This window comes from Flavobacterium tistrianum (assembly GCF_003254545.1).
GTDB classification, from domain to species: Bacteria; Bacteroidota; Bacteroidia; order Flavobacteriales; family Flavobacteriaceae; genus Flavobacterium; species Flavobacterium tistrianum.
On sequence record NZ_QJRH01000057.1, the window covers coordinates 35,654 to 56,031 of the forward strand.

The 20,378-nt window shown below is 32.8% G+C and carries 19 protein-coding genes; 6 read left to right on the forward strand and 13 right to left on the reverse strand.

Annotated features, from left to right (window positions below; translation table 11 throughout):
- Positions 1 to 2,172, forward strand: a complete 2,172-nt coding sequence (locus DMB71_RS02030; RefSeq protein WP_111363211.1) for a tetratricopeptide repeat-containing hybrid sensor histidine kinase/response regulator — start codon at positions 1 to 3, stop codon at positions 2,170 to 2,172.
- Here DMB71_RS02030 and lpxK read toward each other — a convergent pair.
- Genes lpxK through DMB71_RS02045 form a run of 3 tightly spaced genes read right to left on the reverse strand, consistent with a single transcriptional unit; the run spans position 2,169 to position 3,722 of the window.
- Positions 2,169 to 3,218 (reverse strand): tetraacyldisaccharide 4'-kinase, encoded by a 1,050-nt coding sequence (gene lpxK / locus DMB71_RS02035; protein WP_111363213.1) that lies wholly within the window; start codon positions 3,216 to 3,218, stop codon positions 2,169 to 2,171. The genes DMB71_RS02030 and lpxK overlap by 4 nt on opposite strands.
- Positions 3,219 to 3,222: 4 nt before the next feature.
- The gene (locus DMB71_RS02040) at positions 3,223 to 3,504 is read right to left on the reverse strand and encodes a Txe/YoeB family addiction module toxin (protein ID WP_111363215.1); all 282 of its coding nucleotides are present in this window, start codon (positions 3,502 to 3,504) and stop codon (positions 3,223 to 3,225) included.
- The gene (locus DMB71_RS02045; protein ID WP_111363216.1) at positions 3,480 to 3,722 is read right to left on the reverse strand and encodes a DUF2683 family protein; all 243 of its coding nucleotides are present in this window, start codon (positions 3,720 to 3,722) and stop codon (positions 3,480 to 3,482) included. Before DMB71_RS02045 ends, DMB71_RS02040 begins: the two co-directional genes overlap by 25 nt.
- 214 nt (positions 3,723 to 3,936) lie before the next feature.
- On the opposite strand from DMB71_RS02045, the gene DMB71_RS02050 reads away from it, so the two are divergent.
- The 5 genes from DMB71_RS02050 (at position 3,937) to rluF (ending at position 8,222) form a co-directional block, all read left to right on the forward strand.
- On the forward strand, positions 3,937 to 5,031 hold the full coding sequence (locus DMB71_RS02050) for a Nif3-like dinuclear metal center hexameric protein (RefSeq protein WP_111363218.1): 1,095 nt from the start codon (positions 3,937 to 3,939) through the stop codon (positions 5,029 to 5,031).
- 3 nt (positions 5,032 to 5,034) lie between these two features.
- Entirely contained in the window at positions 5,035 to 5,814 is a 780-nt protein-coding gene (locus DMB71_RS02055) for a zinc ribbon domain-containing protein (protein ID WP_091496387.1), read from the forward strand.
- A 164-nt stretch (positions 5,815 to 5,978) separates the two neighbouring features.
- Positions 5,979 to 6,836 (forward strand): alpha/beta fold hydrolase, encoded by an 858-nt coding sequence (locus tag DMB71_RS02060; RefSeq protein ID WP_111363274.1) that lies wholly within the window; start codon positions 5,979 to 5,981, stop codon positions 6,834 to 6,836.
- Between the two features lie 88 nt (positions 6,837 to 6,924).
- Positions 6,925 to 7,272, forward strand: coding sequence for an antibiotic biosynthesis monooxygenase family protein (locus tag DMB71_RS02065; protein ID WP_111363219.1), 348 nt, complete (start codon positions 6,925 to 6,927; stop codon positions 7,270 to 7,272).
- Between the two features lie 116 nt (positions 7,273 to 7,388).
- Entirely contained in the window at positions 7,389 to 8,222 is an 834-nt protein-coding gene (gene rluF, locus DMB71_RS02070) for a 23S rRNA pseudouridine(2604) synthase RluF (protein ID WP_111363221.1), read from the forward strand.
- Between the two features lie 35 nt (positions 8,223 to 8,257).
- Here the strand turns inward: rluF and DMB71_RS02075 are convergent, their stop codons facing one another.
- The 10 genes from DMB71_RS02075 to DMB71_RS02120 all read right to left on the reverse strand — a co-directional run bounded on the left by DMB71_RS02075 (position 8,258) and on the right by DMB71_RS02120 (position 20,366).
- The gene (locus DMB71_RS02075) at positions 8,258 to 9,649 is read right to left on the reverse strand and encodes a DUF4153 domain-containing protein (protein WP_111363222.1); all 1,392 of its coding nucleotides are present in this window, start codon (positions 9,647 to 9,649) and stop codon (positions 8,258 to 8,260) included.
- Between the two features lie 58 nt (positions 9,650 to 9,707).
- Entirely contained in the window at positions 9,708 to 9,998 is a 291-nt protein-coding gene (locus DMB71_RS02080) for a winged helix-turn-helix domain-containing protein (RefSeq protein WP_111363224.1), read from the reverse strand.
- A 4-nt stretch (positions 9,999 to 10,002) separates the two neighbouring features.
- Complete coding sequence (locus tag DMB71_RS02085) at positions 10,003 to 10,617, reverse strand: hypothetical protein (protein ID WP_111363225.1); 615 nt, start codon at positions 10,615 to 10,617, stop codon at positions 10,003 to 10,005.
- A 401-nt stretch (positions 10,618 to 11,018) separates the two neighbouring features.
- The gene (locus tag DMB71_RS02090; RefSeq protein WP_111363227.1) at positions 11,019 to 11,945 is read right to left on the reverse strand and encodes a magnesium transporter CorA family protein; all 927 of its coding nucleotides are present in this window, start codon (positions 11,943 to 11,945) and stop codon (positions 11,019 to 11,021) included.
- Between the two features lie 222 nt (positions 11,946 to 12,167).
- Positions 12,168 to 13,055 (reverse strand): bifunctional 5,10-methylenetetrahydrofolate dehydrogenase/5,10-methenyltetrahydrofolate cyclohydrolase, encoded by an 888-nt coding sequence (locus tag DMB71_RS02095; RefSeq protein ID WP_066033632.1) that lies wholly within the window; start codon positions 13,053 to 13,055, stop codon positions 12,168 to 12,170.
- A 126-nt stretch (positions 13,056 to 13,181) separates the two neighbouring features.
- On the reverse strand, positions 13,182 to 14,546 hold the full coding sequence (gene ffh / locus DMB71_RS02100) for a signal recognition particle protein (protein ID WP_111363229.1): 1,365 nt from the start codon (positions 14,544 to 14,546) through the stop codon (positions 13,182 to 13,184).
- Between the two features lie 340 nt (positions 14,547 to 14,886).
- On the reverse strand, positions 14,887 to 16,569 hold the full coding sequence (locus tag DMB71_RS02105) for an MBOAT family O-acyltransferase (RefSeq protein WP_111363230.1): 1,683 nt from the start codon (positions 16,567 to 16,569) through the stop codon (positions 14,887 to 14,889).
- A gap of 1 nt (position 16,570) precedes the next feature.
- Positions 16,571 to 17,992, reverse strand: coding sequence for a GDSL-type esterase/lipase family protein (locus DMB71_RS02110; protein WP_111363232.1), 1,422 nt, complete (start codon positions 17,990 to 17,992; stop codon positions 16,571 to 16,573).
- Positions 17,989 to 19,467, reverse strand: coding sequence for an SGNH/GDSL hydrolase family protein (locus DMB71_RS02115; protein WP_111363233.1), 1,479 nt, complete (start codon positions 19,465 to 19,467; stop codon positions 17,989 to 17,991). Before DMB71_RS02115 ends, DMB71_RS02110 begins: the two co-directional genes overlap by 4 nt.
- A gap of 278 nt (positions 19,468 to 19,745) precedes the next feature.
- Positions 19,746 to 20,366 (reverse strand): HmuY family protein, encoded by a 621-nt coding sequence (locus DMB71_RS02120; protein ID WP_111363235.1) that lies wholly within the window; start codon positions 20,364 to 20,366, stop codon positions 19,746 to 19,748.
- Between the last annotated feature and the right edge of the window lie 12 nt (positions 20,367 to 20,378).

Genomic DNA, 20,378 nt, shown 5'->3' on the forward strand with positions numbered 1-20,378 from the left:
ATGAAATACTGTCTTTTTATTGCTGTTTGTTTTTTTAACTCGTTTTTGTATTCTCAAGCCAAGAAGAATACGGATAGCGTCACCTATTATAACAAGCTTGCAAATACTAATCTGAACAGTAAAAAGTACAATCAGGCCATTTTTTACACAGAAAAGTCAATTATTTTTTGTGAAGGAAATGGCAAAAAAGAAGATCTAGCCAATCAAACTTTCAAGCTTGGCAAAATCTATTATAATCAGAGAAAATTTGAAGATGCCTTAAAAAACTTCCACAAAACAGTTTCTTTATTTGATACCTTAAAACCTAGCTGCACAAAAGTTTTGGCTCTGCATTATATTGGAGTAACCAATACTGCCAAAGGAGATTATAAAACAGCTACGATTTATTATACAAAAGCCCAAGATTTATTAAAAAAGCTAGATATCAAAGACAATGCTGAAGTATTAAATTATCAAAAGGCCTTGGCTTTTAAAACCAATAACGACCTTAAATCAGCTGTCAAAACTTTTAAAACTATTACCAAAAAACCAGATAATAACGCAATTATAAAAACAAAAGTAGATGCGTACTATCAGCTTGGTCTAATTGAAGGACAGCTCAAAAGAAATGATTCGGCAATAATATATTTTGACAAAGCATTAGAATACAATTCTAAAATTAATGATTTTCCAAAAAAATCAAAAATCATTTTAGCAATAAGCCAATATTATAAACAAAATAAAAATTATGATCTGGCCTACTCTTATTTAGATGAACATTATCAAATTGAAAATTATCTTTTAAGATTAAAAAATGCCAAAATTGATTTGAACGAATATGAAAAGTTCAAAAAAAATCAATCTTTAAACAATACTATCAAAAGAGAAAGCGAAGAAAAATTCCAACTAAAAACTTATCGCTATTCTAAGTTAGTCAGCATTTTAGCAATTGCCCTTATTTCGATTTTATCTCTTTTGAGTTTGGCTTTGTATAAAAACAACATCATTCGAAATCAGAACAACTTACTTCTTCGCGAAAAAAATAAAGAATTAATTTTAGCAAAAAATAAAGCAGAAAAAGCATCCAAAGCAAGATCTGAATTTTTGTCGACTGTAAGTCATGAACTCCGGACGCCGTTAAATGCCATTAACGGAATTACCCATATTCTACTTGAAGACAAACCAAAGAAAAGACAACTTAAGTATTTAGAGTCTTTAAAATTCTCTGGAAACTATTTAACCACTTTTATCAATGAAATTTTAGAAATTAATAAAATTGATTCGACTAAAGCAGAAGTTGAAAATATCAGCTTTAATTTAAAAGAATTGCTTTTTAATATTCAAAGTTCGTTAAAAGAGCTGGCGACTGCCAACAAAAACTACTTTAATTTAGAGATAGACAAAGCGATTCCTGATAATTTAATTGGAGATCCTACCAAATTATCTCAGATTATATTAAATTTAATTAACAATGCTTTAAAATTTACTCAGAACGGACATGTAAATGTTATTGCAAAACTGTATTCGCAAGAAGAAGATAATGCGACAGTGTATTTTGAAATTGTCGATACTGGAATTGGAATTCCAGAAGACAAACTTCAAACTGTCTTCGAAAGCTTTTCTCAAGGTTCTATAGAAGTTAATAGAAAGTACGGCGGAACTGGCCTTGGCCTTACTATTGTAAAAAAACTAATAGAACTTTTAGGAGGAGAAATAAAACTAAAAAGCGAAGTGGGTAAAGGTTCTACTTTTACTTTCAAGCTAAATTTCAAAGTCAACAACGAACCATTGGAAGTAATTGAAGAAGTAAAACCTTATAATGACAAACAATTGAAAAACAAATCTATTTTATTGATTGAGGACAACAAAATCAATCAGATGATCACTCGTAAAATGCTGGAAAACAAAAACATTACTTGCGAGATTGTGGACAATGGGGAAGATGCTGTTGAGCTTTTAAAAATCAAACGTTTTGATATGATTTTAATGGATGTTCATCTTCCTGGTATTAACGGAACAACTGCAACTAAATTGATTCGTGAGTTTGATAAAGCTACTCCAATTATAGCTTTAACAGCAATTTCGCTTGACGAAAATCGCGATATGCTTCTTTCTTTCGGAATGGATGATGTGATTACAAAACCTTTTGTCCCAGACGATTTCTACAGCACTATTGCTAAGTTTTTTAATTAACTAAGGTTCTGAGATGCTAAGATACTAAGTTCTAAGTTTTCTTTTACATACTCTAAAATCGTAGTATCAAAGTCTTGCTGATGGTTGATGAAAGAGCTTTTTATTGGCAGATAATATAATTGATCAACTAAATCTGAATCTTTCAAACGTACATAATCTTTCTCGGTTGTAATTATTTTTCTTCCGTTTGCTTTGACTTTAATCGAATCTAAATCTGCCTCAGAAAAATGGTGATGGTCTGGAAAAGCAAGACATTCATCACTTTCATTTTTTAAATAATCAAAAAATGGTTTTGGTTTTGCAATTCCAGCCAAAAGAATTTTTGACTCTGACTTAATTTCGTTAACTGTAATTTTTTCACTTTTGCCATAAACTACTAAATCGTAATCTATAAAAGTAAAAAAGACTTGCTGCGCAGTATTTAATTTCAATTTCAATCTAATTTCTGACTGCTCTTCTTCAGTTAAAATTTTAGGGCATTTTGTCACAACAACAATATTTGCTCTTTCTGCTCCACTCCTACTTTCTCTCAAATTCCCAGTTGGCAGCATAAAATCATCTGAGTATAAATCTCCATAAGAGGTCAGTAAAATATAAAATCCTGCTTTTACTTTTCTATGCTGATAAGCATCATCCAATAAAATAATTTCTGGTTTTTCATTTTGAGAAAGCAACTGCTGAATTCCGTTTGTACGATTAGCATCTACTGCCACCATAACATTTGGGAATTTTTGATAAAACTGAAAAGGCTCGTCTCCCAGAATTTCAGCATTCGAATTTTCATCAGCCAAAACAAAACCTTCTGATTTTCTCTTGTAACCACGGCTCAAGGTTGCGACTTTGTATTTATCAGATAATAATCGAATCAAATATTCTATTTGTGGGGTTTTTCCAGTTCCGCCCACACTCAAATTTCCAACAGCAATAACTGGAAGATCAAATGATGTTGATTTCAAAACTCCTTTATCAAAAAGAAAATTACGGATTGAAGTAATAAATCCGTATAAAATAGCGAATGGGAAAAGTAATTTTCGAAGTAAGTTCATAAAGTTATTTATCTGAATAATGACCTTTTGCAGAAACGACAAAAATTGTCACAGTATCATCTTCTAGATCATATATCATTCTGTCTTTTTGATTTATTCGTCTCGACCAAAAACCAGTAAGTTCATACTTTAATGGCTCAGGATTACCACTTCCTTCGAAAGGTGTTTCAGAAAGCTCTAAAAGAATTTTCTCGATATTTTTAATACTCTTTTTATCTCCTAACTTATAATGCTGAATAATGTTTTTTTTAGCTAATTCTTTTATTTCAATCCTAAACTTCCCCATACATCCTTAGGATTAACTTCAGTACTATTTTTACTTTTGGCAGATTTCAAAACCATATCTACAAATTCTGGATTATATGGACTTTCTTCTTCATTAACCTGTCCATAACTATCTGTCTCTACAATTTCAATACCATCAAGACCTTTAAAAAAAACTTCGAACATTTCCATAAATGCTTTTCCTGTCTTCGTGCGTTCGTTAATTTTTATTGTAGTCATGACTTACTAAATTAAATTATAACCTTACAATTAATAAATTATTAAAAATTAATATTTTATTAATTACGCAAATATACAAAATCAAATCGCTTCATGAAGACACTCAAAAGCCAGATTTATGAAACTGTATTTTTTTTCGTTAATTTGTTCGAGGTTTTGGCACAAGTAATAGAACTTGAAACATGAAACCTAAAACTTGAAACAAAAAATAAAAATGAAAATCAAAAATATTATATCGGTTCTTGAAGAAATGTCTCCTTTGGCTTACGCCGAAGATTTTGACAATGTCGGACTTTTAGTTGGAGATTCTGAAGCCGAAAGCACTGGCGTTTTAGTTTGCCACGATGCCTTAGAAAATGTAATTGATGAAGCAATTGCTAAAAATTGCAATTTGATAGTTTGTTTTCATCCGATATTATTCTCTGGAATTAAAAAAATTACAGGTAAAAATTATGTTGAACGCGCTATTTTAAAAGCAATTAAAAATGACATTGCTATTTATGCCGTTCATACCGCACTTGACAATCATTCGCAAGGGGTGAATAAAATTTTCTGTGATGCTTTAGGATTGACAAATACCAAAGTTTTGATTCCGAAACAAAATTTCATTCAAAAATTAGTCACTTTTACCGTTCCAGATAATGCCGATAAAGTTCGAAATGCCTTATTTGAAGCTGGCGCAGGAACAATTGGCAATTATGACAATTGCAGTTTTAACTCTAAAGGAACTGGAACTTATAAAGGAAATTCCGATAGCAATCCAGTAATTGGTGAGCGTCATGAATTAACAAAAACTGAGGAAATAAAAATTGAAGTTACTTTTGAAAAACATTTGCAATCCCGCATTCTAAAAGCACTTTTTGCCAATCATATCTACGAAGAAGTCGCCTATGAGATTTATAATCTTGAGAATTCACACCAAAATATTGGTTTAGGAATGATTGGCGAATTTGAAACTGAAATGGATGAAAAAGATTTTCTTCATTTTGTAAAAGATAAAATGATTGCTGATGGAATTCGTCATTCTGCTTTTTTAGGCAAAAAAATAAAAAAAGTGGCCGTTTTGGGCGGTTCAGGAAGTTTTGCCATAAAAAATGCAATTCAGGCTGGAGCAGATGCATTTTTGACCGCCGATTTAAAATATCACCAATTTTATGAAGCCGAAAACAAGTTACTTTTGGCAGATATTGGTCATTTTGAGAGTGAACGCTATACAAAAAATTATATTGTTGATTATCTTCGAAAAAAAATTCTTAATTTTGCAATCATTTTATCGGAAGAAAATACAAATCCAGTTAAGTACTTATAAAATATGACGAATACGAAAGAATTAAGTGTTGAGGACAAGTTAAGAGCAATATACGATTTACAGCTTATTGACTCTAGAATTGACGAAATCAGAAACGTTAGAGGAGAACTTCCTTTAGAGGTTGAAGATTTAGAAGATGAAGTTGCAGGTTTGAGCACTCGTTCAGAGAAACTGAAAGGTGAACTTGAAGTGATTGAGGAGCAAATCAAAGCAAAGAAAATTGCTATTGAGGAGCATAAAGAGGTTATTAAAAAGTACACAAAACAACAAGAATCAGTACGTAACAACAGAGAATTTAATTCTTTGACAAAAGAAGTTGAATTTCAAGAATTAGAAATTCAATTGGCTGAAAAGCAAATCAAAGAAATGAAAGCTTCTATTGAGCACAAAAAAGAAGTTATTTCTAACTTAAAAGAAAAACTTGATGCTAAAAGCTCTCATTTAAAACATAAAAAATCTGAGTTAGATGCTATTATGGCTGAAACTCAGAAAGAAGAAACTTTCTTAACTGAGAAATCTGCTGAGTATGCTGCACAAATCGAAGACAGATTATTAGCAGCTTACAACAGAATCAGAAGCAGCGTTCGTAACGGATTAGCTGTAGTTTCTATCGAAAGAGGAGCTTCTGCTGGATCTTTCTTTACAATTCCACCTCAAACTCAGGTTGAAATTGCTTCAAGAAAGAAAATCATCACAGATGAGCACTCTGGAAGAATCTTAGTTGATACGCAATTAGCTGAAGAAGAAAAAGAAAAAATGGAACAATTGTTCGCAAAATTCTAAATATCAAGTCCCGATTTAATCGGGACTTTTTTTTTGCAATTATTTTTTTGCCACAGATTAAAAGAATTAACACAGATTAAATTATTCTTATGCTGAATAAAATCTTTTTAATCCTTTTAATCTGTGGCAAAACATTTTTTACCTTTAGAAAAAAAATTAAAGTTTTGGGAATTAAAAAAGGCATTCGTTTTATTACATTAAAATCAGTTGGATCTTATATTAATTTTTTGAGTTATGTGCGTCCTCAGAAAGCCACGGAACTTTCGTATGCCCTTTTCAGCCAGCCTCGAATTGGCCGATTAAAAAAAGAGGAACTTCCAAAAGTTTTGCGACATACAGAAACAGAAATATTTCATCATAACGAACATCATTTCCAAACCTATATCTGGAAGGGAAATGAAACTAAAATTCTTTTAGTTCACGGATGGGAAAGCAATGCCGCTCGTTGGAAAAAGACTTTACCACATCTTCAAAAATCTGGAAGTACCATTATAGCTATTGATGCACCCGCACACGGACAAAGCAGCGGAAAAGAATTTAATGTTCCGCTTTATGCAGAATTTATCAATAAAGCAGTAGAAAAATATCAGCCAGAAATTATTATTGGGCATTCTATTGGCGGTGCTGCCTGCGTCTACCATCAATATTTGTTTCCGAATACGAGCATCAACAAAATGGTTATTCTTGGCGCTCCTTCAGATTTAAAAACTTTGATTGACAATTATATTTCGATGCTTAGTTTGAATAGAAGAATGTTGCCCCTTTTGGAAAGCAAATTCATAAATCGTTTCAATTTTAAGCTGGAAGATTTTTCGGGACAAAAATTTGCGTCAGAAATTACAATTCCCGGCTTCATTGCTCATGACACTTCAGACAAAATTGTTGCTTTTGCAGAAGGAAAAAAAATAGCACAAGGTTGGAAAAACAGCCAATTTGTAGAAACCAGCGGTCTAGGTCACGGAATGCATGACGATCAATTGTATGACAAAGTGATTGAGTTTTTGTTTGAAGGTTCAAAGTAACAAAGACTCAAAACTGCAAAGGTTTTCTGATTCAACTCATAATTCATAACTCATAATTCATAACTTATAATTCATAATTCTAGAAAAGATGATCGCCGTAATTTTTGAAGTGATTCCGAACGAAGGAAAAAAAGAAGAATATCTAGATATTGCAGCGAGTCTGCGTCCGGAATTAAATAATATTGAAGGATTTATTTCGATAGAGCGATTTCAAAGTTTTACCAATCCTTCAAAAGTACTGTCTCTATCTTTTTGGAAAGATGAAGAAAGTATTCAGCAATGGCGAAATCTGGAAATGCATCGTCATGCGCAGGCAAAAGGCAGAAATGAAGTTTTTAAAGATTATCATTTAAGAATTGCTACTGTTGTTCGTGATTATGGAATGTTCGACAGAAAAGAAATTCCAGAAGATAGTTCTATTTTTCATGATTCGTAAAAAAGGTTCAAAGTTACAGAGGCTCAAAGAAACAAAGTTTTTTTTCCAAAAATCTAAAATCTAAAGTCTGAAATCTAAAATTCTAAGATGTCTAAACTTTTGTCTACTTTTGCAATATGGAAGAAAATTTAAAACGTCTGAATAAATTTATTGGAGAAACGGGTTATTGTTCTCGTCGTGAAGCTGATAAATTAATTGAAGAAGGACGCGTAACTATAAATGGCGCTGTGGCTGAAATGGGGACTAAAGTTTCTCCAGATGACGAAATACGTATTAATGGCAAATTAATCGTAGAGAAAAACGAAAAAATGGTTTATCTGGCTTTCAATAAACCTGTCGGAATTGAATGCACGACCAATCTTGAAGTTAAAAACAATATTGTTGATTATATAAATTATCCAAAACGTATTTTCCCAATTGGAAGATTGGATAAAGCCAGTGAAGGATTAATTTTTATGACGAATGACGGTGATATCGTAAATAAGATTCTTCGAGCCAGAAATAATCACGAAAAAGAATATACTGTTACGGTAAACAAACCTATAACAGAACGTTTTATTCAGCGTATGGGAAATGGTGTTCCGATTCTGGATACTGTGACCAAAAAATGCAAAGTAGAGCAAATTAGCAAATACACTTTTAAGATCATTTTAACGCAAGGATTAAACCGTCAGATTAGAAGAATGTCTGAATATTTGGGTTATGAAGTTACGGCCTTAAAACGTATCAGAATCATTAATATTTCTTTAGACGTTCCGGTTGGAAGATACAGGGATTTAACTGATGCAGAAATAAAAGAGCTGAATCAGTTAATTGAGCCTTCAAGTAAAACTGAAGAAGCGAGTTTTCCTAAAGTTGAAAATTCGGCTTCAAGTGCAACTCCAACTAGAAGAAAAAATTTTATCTCAAAACATGACCCTCGATTTAAAAAAAGAGGAGATAATAAATAAAGAAAATCCCATTCAAACGAATGGGATTTTTTTTGTTATTTCTTTTCTTTATCTAGAAATTCATAATACAACGCTTTAGACAAAAAGTTTGATTCTTGATAATTCGAAATCAATTCTTCTCGCACAGCTTCTGTATAGTTTCCGTTTAAATTATTTTTTTTGAAATATTCACGACGGACATCATCATTAAAATTCAAACCGCTTAGAAAAACTGGCTCTACACCTTTGTTTACAGAGATATTATAATTAGTTACCAAACTTCCCCAATTGATATAACTGCACAAAAGAATTGTTCCGTAGAAATACCAAACCATCTGGTTGAAAAGATAAGCGTTGGCCTTTTGTTTTCTGATTTTCTGGAATGAAACTACCAATCCGATAATAGCTAAAATTAAAAAAGCATAAACACCAAGACGTTTGTATGTTAAACCATAAAAAGAAACATATTCTGAGTTCTTGACCATAGCGCTTACAATTAGAATCACATTTAAAACAAGCCAAACTTTTGCTAAATTTTTTAAAGATTTGGCTTTTTCATCAAAATTAAATCCGCCTTTAAAGTAAAATAGGATTACGCCAACTGCCATTAGAATTGAAAAAATAACTGCATTTACTCTTTCATGAGTATCGGCACTTAGATTTGTTTTTTCGACAACTTCAAAGAATTGTTCGTAATTGTAAGTTCCAATAAAAACCAAAAGCATAATATTCAAGAGAAACAATGTGATTTCTCCGCTTTTTCTTTCGAAATCCAAATCAAGGAATGAAAATGTGCTTTGATTTTTAACTTCAGAAATAGTATTGAAGTCATTATTTAGCTTTGGATTGAATTCGTAACAAGCATCTGGAACCCAATAATTCCAAAAACTGAAAGAGATATAAAATCCTAAAATACACATTGCAATTAATTGCGGCAAATTGATATCTAACTCGTAATCTGTAAATAGTGAAGAGAAATGATCGCTTCCGAAAGAATAAACGATAAAAAACAATCCAAGAAAAATGACTGGAATAACAACAAACGCCACTAATTTTTTAGCAAAATCGTTATGAATTTTTCTTTCTGGAAGCCATTGGCTGAAAAGAAAAATACGTCCTACTGATGCAAATCCGTTTACGATTATCAATGGAAAGATTTGAATCGTTTTGAGTTCGCCATCTTGTGTTTTAAATTGTAAAAACAAAATTGATAATGCTAATGCAAAAAACGATGCTGCATCTCCATACCAAGCAAAAGCAAAACATGATAAAATAGAAGTCATTACCAAAATTAGATGTGATCTGTCGACTAACTTTTCTTGAAAGAAATAGCTAATTAAAAGTGTTAGCAAAACGCCAAAAATAGAAATATTGATTCCAACAGATTCATTGTAAAAAAGCAGTATAAAAACCGCGGTACACGCGAAGATAATTTGATGTTTTTTCATGATTTTAGTTTTAAAAGTACTTTGTAATTCAAAGTTTTTAGATAAAAAATTTTAGTTTCTAAGATTTCATTAATTTTTCGAGGTAAGAAAGATGTTCTTTAAACGCCGCGCGGCCAAGCGGTGTTACGTGATAAGATGTTTTTGGCTTTTTGCCCACAAATTCTTTCTTAATCTCTATATATTCAGATTTCTCCAATGCAGAAGAATGACTTGCTAAATTACCATCGGTGATATTCAAAAGCGTTTTCATCTCGGTAAAATCTACCCAGTCGTTAACCATCAGAACGGACATAATACCCAGTCTGACACGGCTTTCGAAATCTTTATTTAGTTTGTCAATAATTCCCATTCAATTATTTGTATTTTTTGAACATTACTAATCCGTATAAGATATGCAGAATCCCGAATCCGAGAATCCAGAAAATCAATCCATATCCGATATAGAAAAGAGCAATTAATCCTAAACAAAGTTCGCAGAAACCTAAATATTTTACATCAGAAAAAGTATATTTTTCTGCATTAATAAGTGCTAAACCATAAAACAGCAAAGTAGATGGCGCAACCAACCCAAAGTATCCATGATACATTAAAGCCAAACAAAAAACACCTCCAGCAAAAAGTGGAACTGTTAAATTGAACAGCATTTTCTTGGTCGCAGATGTCCAAATTGGCAGATTGTATTTTCGGCTTTTTCTAATGGTGAAAAAAATTCCGAATGCAAATGCGCAAACTAAAATTCCGATTCCTATCCAGAATAATTCTGAAACTAAATTGGCCGAATACAATCTATGTTCATCATTTATATAATCCATTCCATTTGCTTTGAACAACTGGTACACATAGATTCCACCAATTAAAGCCGAAAGACCCGCGAAAACTCCTGAAAGTCCGCTTAACGATATAAATCTTGAAGAGCGCTCCATCATGGAACGAATATGTGCTAAATCTTCTTGGTGCTTTTGATTCATAATTAAAGTACTTTGCGTTACAAAGTTATTATTTATTTTGAATTGGCAAGTAAAAAAAGAAAAATATTTTCGATTACAATATAGATTCCTGCAAGGTTTTCAAAACCTTGTAGGTTTGAAGCTGAGCTTGAATCAAAAAACTAAAGTCGTCTTTGTTTTAACTTTCTAAATATACCTACAAGGTTTTGAAAACCTTGCAGGAGAGAAACTTTCTTGTTAGACGAGACTGCGTGAGGGATAGGAGCATGCTACCGAAGTAGCGCGGATAGCCCGACCCCGACCCGTTGAGAGGGCGTATAAGCGCAAAGTATATTTGCCCTCTCGATGGGTCGGGGTCACGCCCAAAATATAAAAACGAAAAAGCCCATTCTTAACGAACAGGCTTTATAATATTTAAAATTTTAGAACCATCTTCTTCTCTTGAACAAAAAGACTCCAAAAGTGGATAGAATTATTGAAACTAAAAGTAAGATCCAGATTCCGTATTTACTTTCTTCTAATCCGTTTGGCACGTTCATTCCGTACAAACTGGCTATTAAAGTTGGTATCATTAATATGATTGAAATTGATGTCATTTGCTTCATGATATTGTTCATATTGTTTGAAATTACCGAAGCATAAGCATCCATCATTCCAGTTAAGATGTTGTTGTAGATATTGGCTGTGTCTTGCGCCTGATTTAACTCAATTTCGACATCTTCTAATAATTCTGGATCGTAACTGGCTTTGTGCGCTTTTAAGTTTTTGATTCTTTGAAATAAAACGTCATTTGCTTTTAAAGACGTGATGAAGAACACAAAGCATTTTTCGATTTGTAGCAAGGCTTGCAATTCTTCGTTTTTGATCGATTTTTCTAAATTATCTTCTGCTAATTTTATTTTCTGGTTGATTTGTTTTAAGTATTTTAAATACCAAACGCTTGAGGACAAAAGCAATCTTAAAACTAAATTGAAATTGTCTTCTATGTCGATGTTTTTGCGCTGTGAATAAGCCACAAAGTCTTTTATGATTTCTGTTTTATAAAAACTAATGGTAACACAGATATCGTCTTTAAAAATGATCCCGAGCGGAACGGTATGAAATGGAATTTTGACATCGCCACTTTTAATGGGAATACGCATGATAATCAAAGTCCAGCCGTCTTCGATTTCGATACGAGGTCTTTCGTCGATATCCTCAATATCATTGTAGAATGCTTCGGGAAGTTGAAGTTCTTCTAATAAGTAATTTTTATCTGATTCTGTTGGAGATTCGATGTGAATCCAGCAATTTGAAGTCCATTTTTGGATTTCTACTAATCCGTTGTTGTTTGTGTAAAAGGCTTTCATTTCAAAATACAGGTTTTTAGCGCAGCATTTTGAAATTTCAAAAGCTGCTTAATTTAATACTAACGAATAATAATAATCGTCCATTTGGAGAAGTGTTATTTTTTAAAGTGCTGCAAAAGTATCCTTTATTTTTAAGAACCAAAACTTTAAACTATTAATTATATATTAAAAACAACAAAACCCGTTCAAATGAACGGGTTTTGAATATTATTCAGAAAGAAATTATTGATTTCTTGCGCTTCTCATTTTTCTTGCTAAAAGCGTATTTTTAAGCAACATTGCAATTGTCATTGGTCCTACTCCACCTGGAACTGGTGTAATGAAAGATGCTTTTTTACTTACACCATCAAAATCAACGTCACCTTTTATAACATATCCTTTTGGATTTGAAGCGTCATCTACGCGTGTAATTCCAACGTCGATAACGGTTACTCCTTCTTTTACCATATCTGCTTTTAAGAATTCTGGAACTCCTAAAGCTGTGATAATGATATCAGCATTTTTAGTGAATTCTGCTAAGTCTTTAGTACGGCTGTGCGTCAATGTAACTGTAGAATCTCCAGGATTTCCTTTACGGCTCATCAAGATACTCATCGGACGTCCAACGATGTGGCTTCTTCCAATTACAACAGTATGTTTTCCTGAAGTTTCTACTTTGTAACGCTCTAACAATTCCATAATTCCAAATGGTGTTGCTGGAATAAAACTTTCCATTTCCAAAGCCATTCTTCCAAAGTTAGTTGGGTGGAATCCGTCAACGTCTTTATCAGGATCGATTGCCAATAAGATTTTTTGCTCGTCGATATGTTTTGGCAAAGGCAATTGAACGATGTATCCGTCAAGATTATCATCTTCATTTAATTCTTTAATTTTTGCTAAAAGCTCATCTTCTGTAATCGTTTCTGGTAAAGCAACTAAAGTTGAATCAAAACCGATTTCTTGGCATGATTTTACTTTACTTCCTACGTAAGTTAAACTTGCTCCGTTGTTTCCCACTAAAACCGCTGCTAAATGAGGCACTTTTCCTCCAGCTGCTTTTATAGATTGAACTTCGGCTGCAATTTCGTTTTTAATGTCGTTAGATGTTTTTTTACCGTCTAGTAGTTGCATTGTGTGTTGTTTCAGGTTTAAAGTTTCATGTTTCACGTTACTTGCGAAACTTAATATTTTATTGAATCAAAAAAGTTTCAAGTTTTGGCCTCTTAACTTGAAACCTTAAACTTGAAACTCTTTTTATTATCTCGGCATTCCTCCTGGCATACCACCCGGCATCCCTTTCATACCTCCCATCATTTTCATCAGATTTTTTCCGCCTGGGCCTTGCATCATTTTCATCATTTTGCTCATTTGGTCAAACTGCTTCATCAGCTGATTTACTTGCTCGACTTTAGTTCCCGAACCTTTTGCGATTCTGGCTTTTCTTTTTACGTCGATAATCGCTGGTTTGCTTCTTTCTGCTGGCGTCATCGAATAAATGATCGCTTCTATATGTTTGAAGGCGTCGTCTTCGATTTCAACATCTTTCATGGCTTTTGAAGCTCCTGGTATCATTCCAACCAAGTCTTTCATATTACCCATTTTCTTTACTTGCTGAATCTGCGTTAAGAAGTCATCAAAACCGAATTCGTTTTTAGCAATTTTCTTTTGAAGTTTTCTTGCTTCTTCTTCATCAAATTGCTCTTGAGCTCTTTCAACAAGAGACACAACGTCTCCCATTCCTAAAATACGCTCAGCCATACGTTCTGGATAGAAAACGTCAATTGCTTCCATTTTCTCGCCAGTACCAACAAATTTGATTGGTTTGTTTACAATCGATTTGATCGAAAGCGCAGCTCCACCACGAGTATCACCATCTAATTTTGTTAAGATAACTCCATCAAAATTCAAGATATCGTTGAAAGCTTTTGCTGTATTTACAGCATCTTGTCCTGTCATAGAGTCGACAACGAACAATGTTTCTTGTGGCTGAATTGCTTTGTGTACACGTGCAATTTCGTCCATCATTTCCTGATCTACTGCCAAACGTCCTGCTGTATCCACGATAACAACATTGAATCCGTTTGCTTTAGCGTGTTTGATTGCATTTTGGGCAATCTCAACAGGATTTTTATTTTCTGGTTCTGAGTAAACCTCAACACCTATTTGGTCTCCCACAACATGCAACTGATTGATCGCCGCCGGACGGTAGATATCACACGCTACAAGTAATGGTTTCTTGTTTTTCTTTGTTTTTAAGAAGTTTGCTAATTTTCCTGAGAAAGTAGTTTTACCAGAACCTTGAAGTCCTGACATCAAAATAACAGTTGGATTTCCTGATAAGTTTACACCAGCAACATCTCCACCCATTAATTCTGTCAACTCATCTTTTACCAGTTTTACTAATAATTGTCCTGGTTGTAAAGTTGTTAATACATCTTGACCAATTGCTTTATCTTTTACTCTTGCCGTAAAATCTTTAGCAATTTTAAAGTTAACATCGGCGTCAAGTAACGCACGACGAACTTCTTTTAAGGTATCAGCAACGTTTACTTCTGTAATTTTACCGTGCCCTTTTAATATATGGAACGCTTTATCTAACTTATCGCTTAAATTATCAAACATATCATTTTCTTTATATGAAGTGCAAAGATAATCTAATTAGATATTTCAGGCAATTTTTATTTTCTAAGGTTCAAAGGAACATAGTAACAAAGCTACAAAGGTTTTTTGCCATGAATTACACTAATTTCTCGAATTAATAACTGCTACTCTTTCTTTCACAGATCATGCAGATTATTATTTAAAATCTAAAAAATAAAATCTGCCACAATCTACAAAATCTGCATAAAAAAATCTTTTTAATCCTTTTATTCCGATAGCTATCGGGACTGGCTAAAAACAAAAAAGACGCAAGAAGAAAAACCTTTGCGCCTTTGTAACTGTGTCACTTTGTAACTTTATTTTAGAATTGGAAGTAAATGAAAGGTTGTGAACCTGCGACTGCTGTTGCATAAACTATCCAATAAACGAATCCTAAGATTATGGCTTTTATTAGTAAAGGTGTTTTATCGAAAACAGATTTCATTCCGTTTGTGAAAGTTTCTGGTAAGAAATGCCAAACGTAACCGAACAGCATTAATCCGAATACATTTTTATATCCAAGAACAATTGTTTTCCAAAGTTCTGGTTCGAATGTTAATTGGCCGATATTATTAATTACCTGTAATGCTGTTTCGAAATCTCTTGCTCGGAAGAAAATCCAACAGAAAACCACAAAATGGAATGTGATTAAGATTGAGAAAAATCTCCATAAGAAGTTTGGACTTTTATCTTTCTTCGAAGGAAAAAATTCCATGAATATTTTATGAACTGCTAATGCTAATCCGTGAAGTGCTCCCCAAACGATGAACTGTGCTCCTGCTCCATGCCACAATCCTCCCAAAAGCATTGTAGTAAACAGGTTGAAATTGGTCACTAAAGTCTGTTTTACTTTGCTTGACAGTAAAAACGACAAAGCGAAAATTAAAATACTGATTCCTGCAATGACAAGTGGAATTACACTTTCATTATAACAAGACATTCCCCAAAGCAATAAGCCGAAGAAAAATAAACTTGGAAATAAATATCCCGCGAAAGATCCATTACGATTTCCACCAATAGAGATATACAAAAAGTCTTTTAACCAAGTCGAAAGCGAAATATGCCATCTTCTCCAGAAATCGGTAATCGAAGTGGATTTATACGGAGTTCTAAAGTTGACTGGCAATTTAAATCCAAGCAATAATGCAATACCAATTGCCATATCTGAATATCCTGAGAAATCGCAGTAAATCTGAATGGCATATCCGTACGAAGCCATTAAATTTTCAAACGAAGTATAACTCATTGGTGTATCAAAAACACGATCGACAAAGTTTACTGAGATATAATTTGAAATTACGGTTTTCTTGATTAATCCTCCAATAATCAAAAACAAAGCATTGTTTACATCTTGTTGCGTCAGATTTAATTTTTGATAAATCTGAGGCAAGAAATCTTTTGCACGAACAATTGGTCCCGCAACTAATTGAGGGAAGAATGAAACGAAGAATAAATATTCGATGTAATTTTTTGTCGGTTTAATTTCTTCTCTATAAATCTCAATAATATAACTCATAGATTGGAACGTATAAAACGAAATTCCAACAGGAAGAAAAACATTATGAAGTGCAAAATTACTATGAAACATATCGTTGTACGTTACAATCAAAAAGTTCATGTATTTGAAATAGCCTAAAAGAGCCAAATTCAAAATAACACTAATTACCAAGTAAAATTTCTTAACTCCGTCTCTGCTTTCTCGGTAAATAATCTGGCTCAAACCATAATCTACAACTGACGAAAGCAATAAAAGCAGAAAGTAAATACCGCTTGATTTATAGTAAAAGAATAATGAGAAGAGAATAACATAGGTTAATCTCAAATAAAATGTTTTGCGTAAAAAACCATACACAAAATAGAAAACCAGAAATAAACCTAAGAATAAACCGGTATTGAATAAAAGTTTTTCGTCTTCATTATAAACGAACCAACTTTTAACTTGTTCTATTGTAATTGCACCAAAGTTTTGAATAAACCAATTATTAATGCTTTCTATTGTTGTCAACTTACTTCTTTAATTTAAAATTATCGTATGATCTTAAAATCGCTTGAGTAAACAAATCTCCTTGCTTCTCGTATCCTTTTTTTGAATAATGAACCCAGTCTGGTCCAATTAGCCCTTGTACTTTTAATTGCCTGATTCCGCTCATGCCTCCAAATTCATCGTACAAATCCCAAACAGCAAGACCGTCTTTTTGGGCTATATCTATAATTTGTCTCGCATAATTATCAATGTAGGTATTTGGCTTTCGTCTTAACAATGATGGCGGAGGTGTCATTACAATTATAGGAGCGTCTATTTTTTGTGCTCGTACATTATTGATAAACTCTCGTAATTCTTTAATATAATTTTCTGGTTCCAAGTGATCATAGCTTTCATTTGTTCCTAAAGAGAAAACCAGTAAATCTGGATGTAATGATTTTAACTGATCAAAGAATAATGGATATTTATTGTAGTCTGAATATTTTGCTCCGTTTACTCCAATACTGCTATAAATAATACCTGGAGCATCTTTTTCTAAAACAATTCCGTTCAATTCATAATCTTTAGCTTCTTTATTTGGAATCAAAAAAATTCGGCTTAAAGCGTTTTCTGAATTATAATAATGCGAGAAAGAATCTGATTCTATAGCCAGCGGAACAAATTCTGACATTGAAATAGTCTTTTCCCTAGTTTCGTTTGTTGCAATTTTTAATGTTCTTCCTGCACGAATATTATTCCCTTTTAAACGATTGTCTCTTTTAATTTCAGCAACAGAAACATTGTATTTATCTGCAATTGTTCCAAGCACTTCGCCTTTCTTAATTTTATGGGTAATGACTCTTCGTTCTGTTGTCTGAATAGAATTGATTTTAGACGAAATTGCCAAATCGAACATATTCTGATTTTGAGGCGTAATAATTTTTATTGTATTGAATTTATACGCCGGATCTTTTACATTCATTTCCATTACAAATCCGCCAGAATCTCTCCAAAGACCAATTCCGCTTATTCCAATCGGACATTGTTTAAATGGGTGAATATTTCTATAGCTTTCCCAAGTTCTATTTGATCTAAAACGTTCATTATAAGATCCGTTTGTTTTAGCCAATTGATAAGGAAATACTAAACCTCGCCCAGCGTTTCCAAATCTCTGCTGCAATTTTTTTCTGATTTCATTGGTCATTAAATCGCCTTGAATATGCGAATCTCCAATATGTACAATATTGATTTTTTGATTTTTCTGATCTTCATTTTTTTCCAGTTTCTGAAAAAAATCGCTTATCGCTTTTGCATTATAAATCTGACCGTCAGAAGGTGCATCAATTGCTGCTGTATCCACTTTTTGAATCATACTTTTGGGTGTTGGCTGTACGTCTGTTTTGGGCGTTTTTTCATTTGTTGTAAAAAAAAGACAACAAAAGAAAATCATAAGTTTATTTATCATACACTATCTTTTGTTACTGAAACGGAATCGGGTCTGGCTCTTTTTATTGGTTTTGGCTTAGTCCCTTCAGAATCTCTTTTTTGTCTGAGTACTTTATATTCTTCGTATCCTTTATTTAATTGTCCGTAAAGCAAATTACCAATTGCTTTTGCGCCACGTTGGTTAAAGTGCGTGTAATCTTTGTTTGCTTTTGCGGGAGTTTCATCAACCCACTTTATCATAGAACCATCTCCACCCATCAAAGTATATAAGTTCACAAATCCTGCATGAGCTTCTAAGGCATAGTGTTTTTGTGCTTTCATTAAAGGAACGACAGCAGAATCGGTTTTCATTTCCAAATCATATTTTGTTGATTTATCAGCTGTTGAGACAATTAAAATAGAAACTCCTGGGAAAGATTCTTTTATTTTATTTACGGTCTTTGTCATTCCTTTTTCATACCAAGAATAATTTTTGGTTCCGTAATTTAAAACATTGGTTCCGTAGTGCAGAATGATCAAATCGTATTTTAAGCTATTATTAAAAGCTCTCATTACATCGGCATTGAACATCGAAATTGGAAGTCCTGAATTTCCTCGCTGTGAGAAATTATCAACATGAACTCCGCTTCCATTGTCAAAATTAAACCCGTAAATCGGAATAGAATCTGCTTGAAAAAAATTGGCTTTAAAAGCTTTTAAACTTCCAGATGAAACTTTTAGTGTATTTACTAAACTATTTGGAGAAAGACTTTTTTTAATTGTATCTTTTCCTATAATGAAATTCACTTTTCCGACTTTAGACGAACGTCCATAAAATAATGTTGCGTTATCTAAAGAAGTAGAATATTTGTTAAGTCCAGCTTCGTACTGAACCCAAGTCGAATTTGATTTATCATTTGCAAAAAATACATGTCCATTAACTCCAAAAGGACTAGTTGGTCTTTTTACATTTAAGTAGGACTGTGTTTTCCAGTTTTTAGAATAGGTAGATTTTACAGAACCTCTCGAAGCTGCAGATTCTGAAGTAATAGAAACGAAACCAACGCCATTTCCGCCAAAACGTTCCTGATAATTGGTACGGACATCTTGAACGATTAAATCTCCATCGGTCATGGAATCTCCGTAGTAAGCAATTCTAACCTTGTTCTGCGGATTTTTCTCCAGCTGATACAATTTCTCATAAAAAGAAATCAGGTATTGATAGCCTTTGTAATTTTCGAATGTTTCGGCAGGAAATTCAATTCCTTCGGTTTCATCAAAAACAATTTTCTGCCCGCTTAGTGCTTGCTCACTTTTTGCAATACTGTCTTTATCTAGCGATAATGAATCGTCGGCAACAGATTCTAAAAGCAGACTGTCTATTAAAATATTTTTAGAGTCTAACTTACTCTCAGAAAATATTTTGTCTGGAAGGATTTGTTTAAACCCAATAAAAGCGACCAACGCTAAAGCCACAATTGCAAAAGACTGAAAAAAATAAGACTTTGTATTCACTTAAATAATTATAATAAAATATGAAGAATTGCTTTCAAAAATTAAACCAATTCAATAATGGATAACTTACTGCAGAAAAAATTTGTGCAAAGATAGAATAACATTTTGTTTCTATTTCATTTTAACAAGAAAGTAGAACAAAAAAAAGAGGTTAGAATTTTTCTAACCCCTTTATCAAAAAAAAATAAAAAAAACAAAGCTAATGATTCACTAGATTTTTAATGTTTTATTTAAAAGTATTCTGTGCAAAAGAAACTATTTGAGATTGTTACTCTTTATTAGAATGTAGTAGTACTGTTTGCTTGGTATGCGAAATTAAAAGTATAATATGGCGATTCAGAAGTTAATGTTGGACTTGCTGGCGCATCTTTATAATAGCTTAATATTTCAAATTTTGCATATTTACCATCGTGTGTTTTTACTACAAATACTTTTCCTGCAATAGGAGAAATAATATGAGTTTCTGCATTATAAGCATACCAACCTTTTCCGCTTCCTGTCGGGATTGAATAAACTGTTGATGCATCTTGAGCAAAAGTACTTGCCGCAGGAAATGCAGTTACACTAGCAAATGTACCAGACACAATACTTACTGCACCAGATCCTGTTCTTTCTGGTTCATCTGTAAGACCAATTTTAGCACCTCCATTTACAATAATTGTAGTCCCGCGAAAAGCAATATCCCAGCTATTATCTGTTACCAACTTATTTTGAGAAAAACTAAATTTTGCAAATGCTCCTCCAGCTGGTTGTCCCTGACCACCTGTTTGAGGCGCAGCAATATTAGAAACTTTTGTAGTTACCACTGGTGCTACTTCTTTTTTATCATCATCGCTGCTGCAAGATGCTGTAAAAATAAATAATGCTAAAAGCGAAAGTTTGAAGAATTTTGTTTTCATTTTGAAAAAGGT

What these genes read in the sequence shown, in the direction of transcription:
- DMB71_RS02040 (WP_111363215.1), bottom strand. Translation starts at nt 3,504, where the DNA reads ATGGGGAAGTTTAGGATTGAAATAAAAGAATTAGCTAAAAAAAACATT.
- DMB71_RS02055 (WP_091496387.1), top strand. Translation starts at nt 5,035, where the DNA reads ATGACGAATACGAAAGAATTAAGTGTTGAGGACAAGTTAAGAGCAATA.
- rluF (WP_111363221.1), top strand. Translation starts at nt 7,389, where the DNA reads ATGGAAGAAAATTTAAAACGTCTGAATAAATTTATTGGAGAAACGGGT.
- ffh (WP_111363229.1), bottom strand. Translation starts at nt 14,546, where the DNA reads ATGTTTGATAATTTAAGCGATAAGTTAGATAAAGCGTTCCATATATTA.
- DMB71_RS02065 (WP_111363219.1), top strand. Translation starts at nt 6,925, where the DNA reads ATGATCGCCGTAATTTTTGAAGTGATTCCGAACGAAGGAAAAAAAGAA.
- DMB71_RS02110 (WP_111363232.1), bottom strand. Translation starts at nt 17,992, where the DNA reads ATGATAAATAAACTTATGATTTTCTTTTGTTGTCTTTTTTTTACAACA.
- DMB71_RS02075 (WP_111363222.1), bottom strand. Translation starts at nt 9,649, where the DNA reads ATGAAAAAACATCAAATTATCTTCGCGTGTACCGCGGTTTTTATACTG.
- DMB71_RS02120 (WP_111363235.1), bottom strand. Translation starts at nt 20,366, where the DNA reads ATGAAAACAAAATTCTTCAAACTTTCGCTTTTAGCATTATTTATTTTT.
- DMB71_RS02085 (WP_111363225.1), bottom strand. Translation starts at nt 10,617, where the DNA reads ATGAATCAAAAGCACCAAGAAGATTTAGCACATATTCGTTCCATGATG.
- DMB71_RS02090 (WP_111363227.1), bottom strand. Translation starts at nt 11,945, where the DNA reads ATGAAAGCCTTTTACACAAACAACAACGGATTAGTAGAAATCCAAAAA.
- DMB71_RS02050 (WP_111363218.1), top strand. Translation starts at nt 3,937, where the DNA reads ATGAAAATCAAAAATATTATATCGGTTCTTGAAGAAATGTCTCCTTTG.
- DMB71_RS02095 (WP_066033632.1), bottom strand. Translation starts at nt 13,055, where the DNA reads ATGCAACTACTAGACGGTAAAAAAACATCTAACGACATTAAAAACGAA.
- DMB71_RS02045 (WP_111363216.1), bottom strand. Translation starts at nt 3,722, where the DNA reads ATGACTACAATAAAAATTAACGAACGCACGAAGACAGGAAAAGCATTT.
- DMB71_RS02030 (WP_111363211.1), top strand. Translation starts at nt 1, where the DNA reads ATGAAATACTGTCTTTTTATTGCTGTTTGTTTTTTTAACTCGTTTTTG.
- DMB71_RS02080 (WP_111363224.1), bottom strand. Translation starts at nt 9,998, where the DNA reads ATGGGAATTATTGACAAACTAAATAAAGATTTCGAAAGCCGTGTCAGA.
- lpxK (WP_111363213.1), bottom strand. Translation starts at nt 3,218, where the DNA reads ATGAACTTACTTCGAAAATTACTTTTCCCATTCGCTATTTTATACGGA.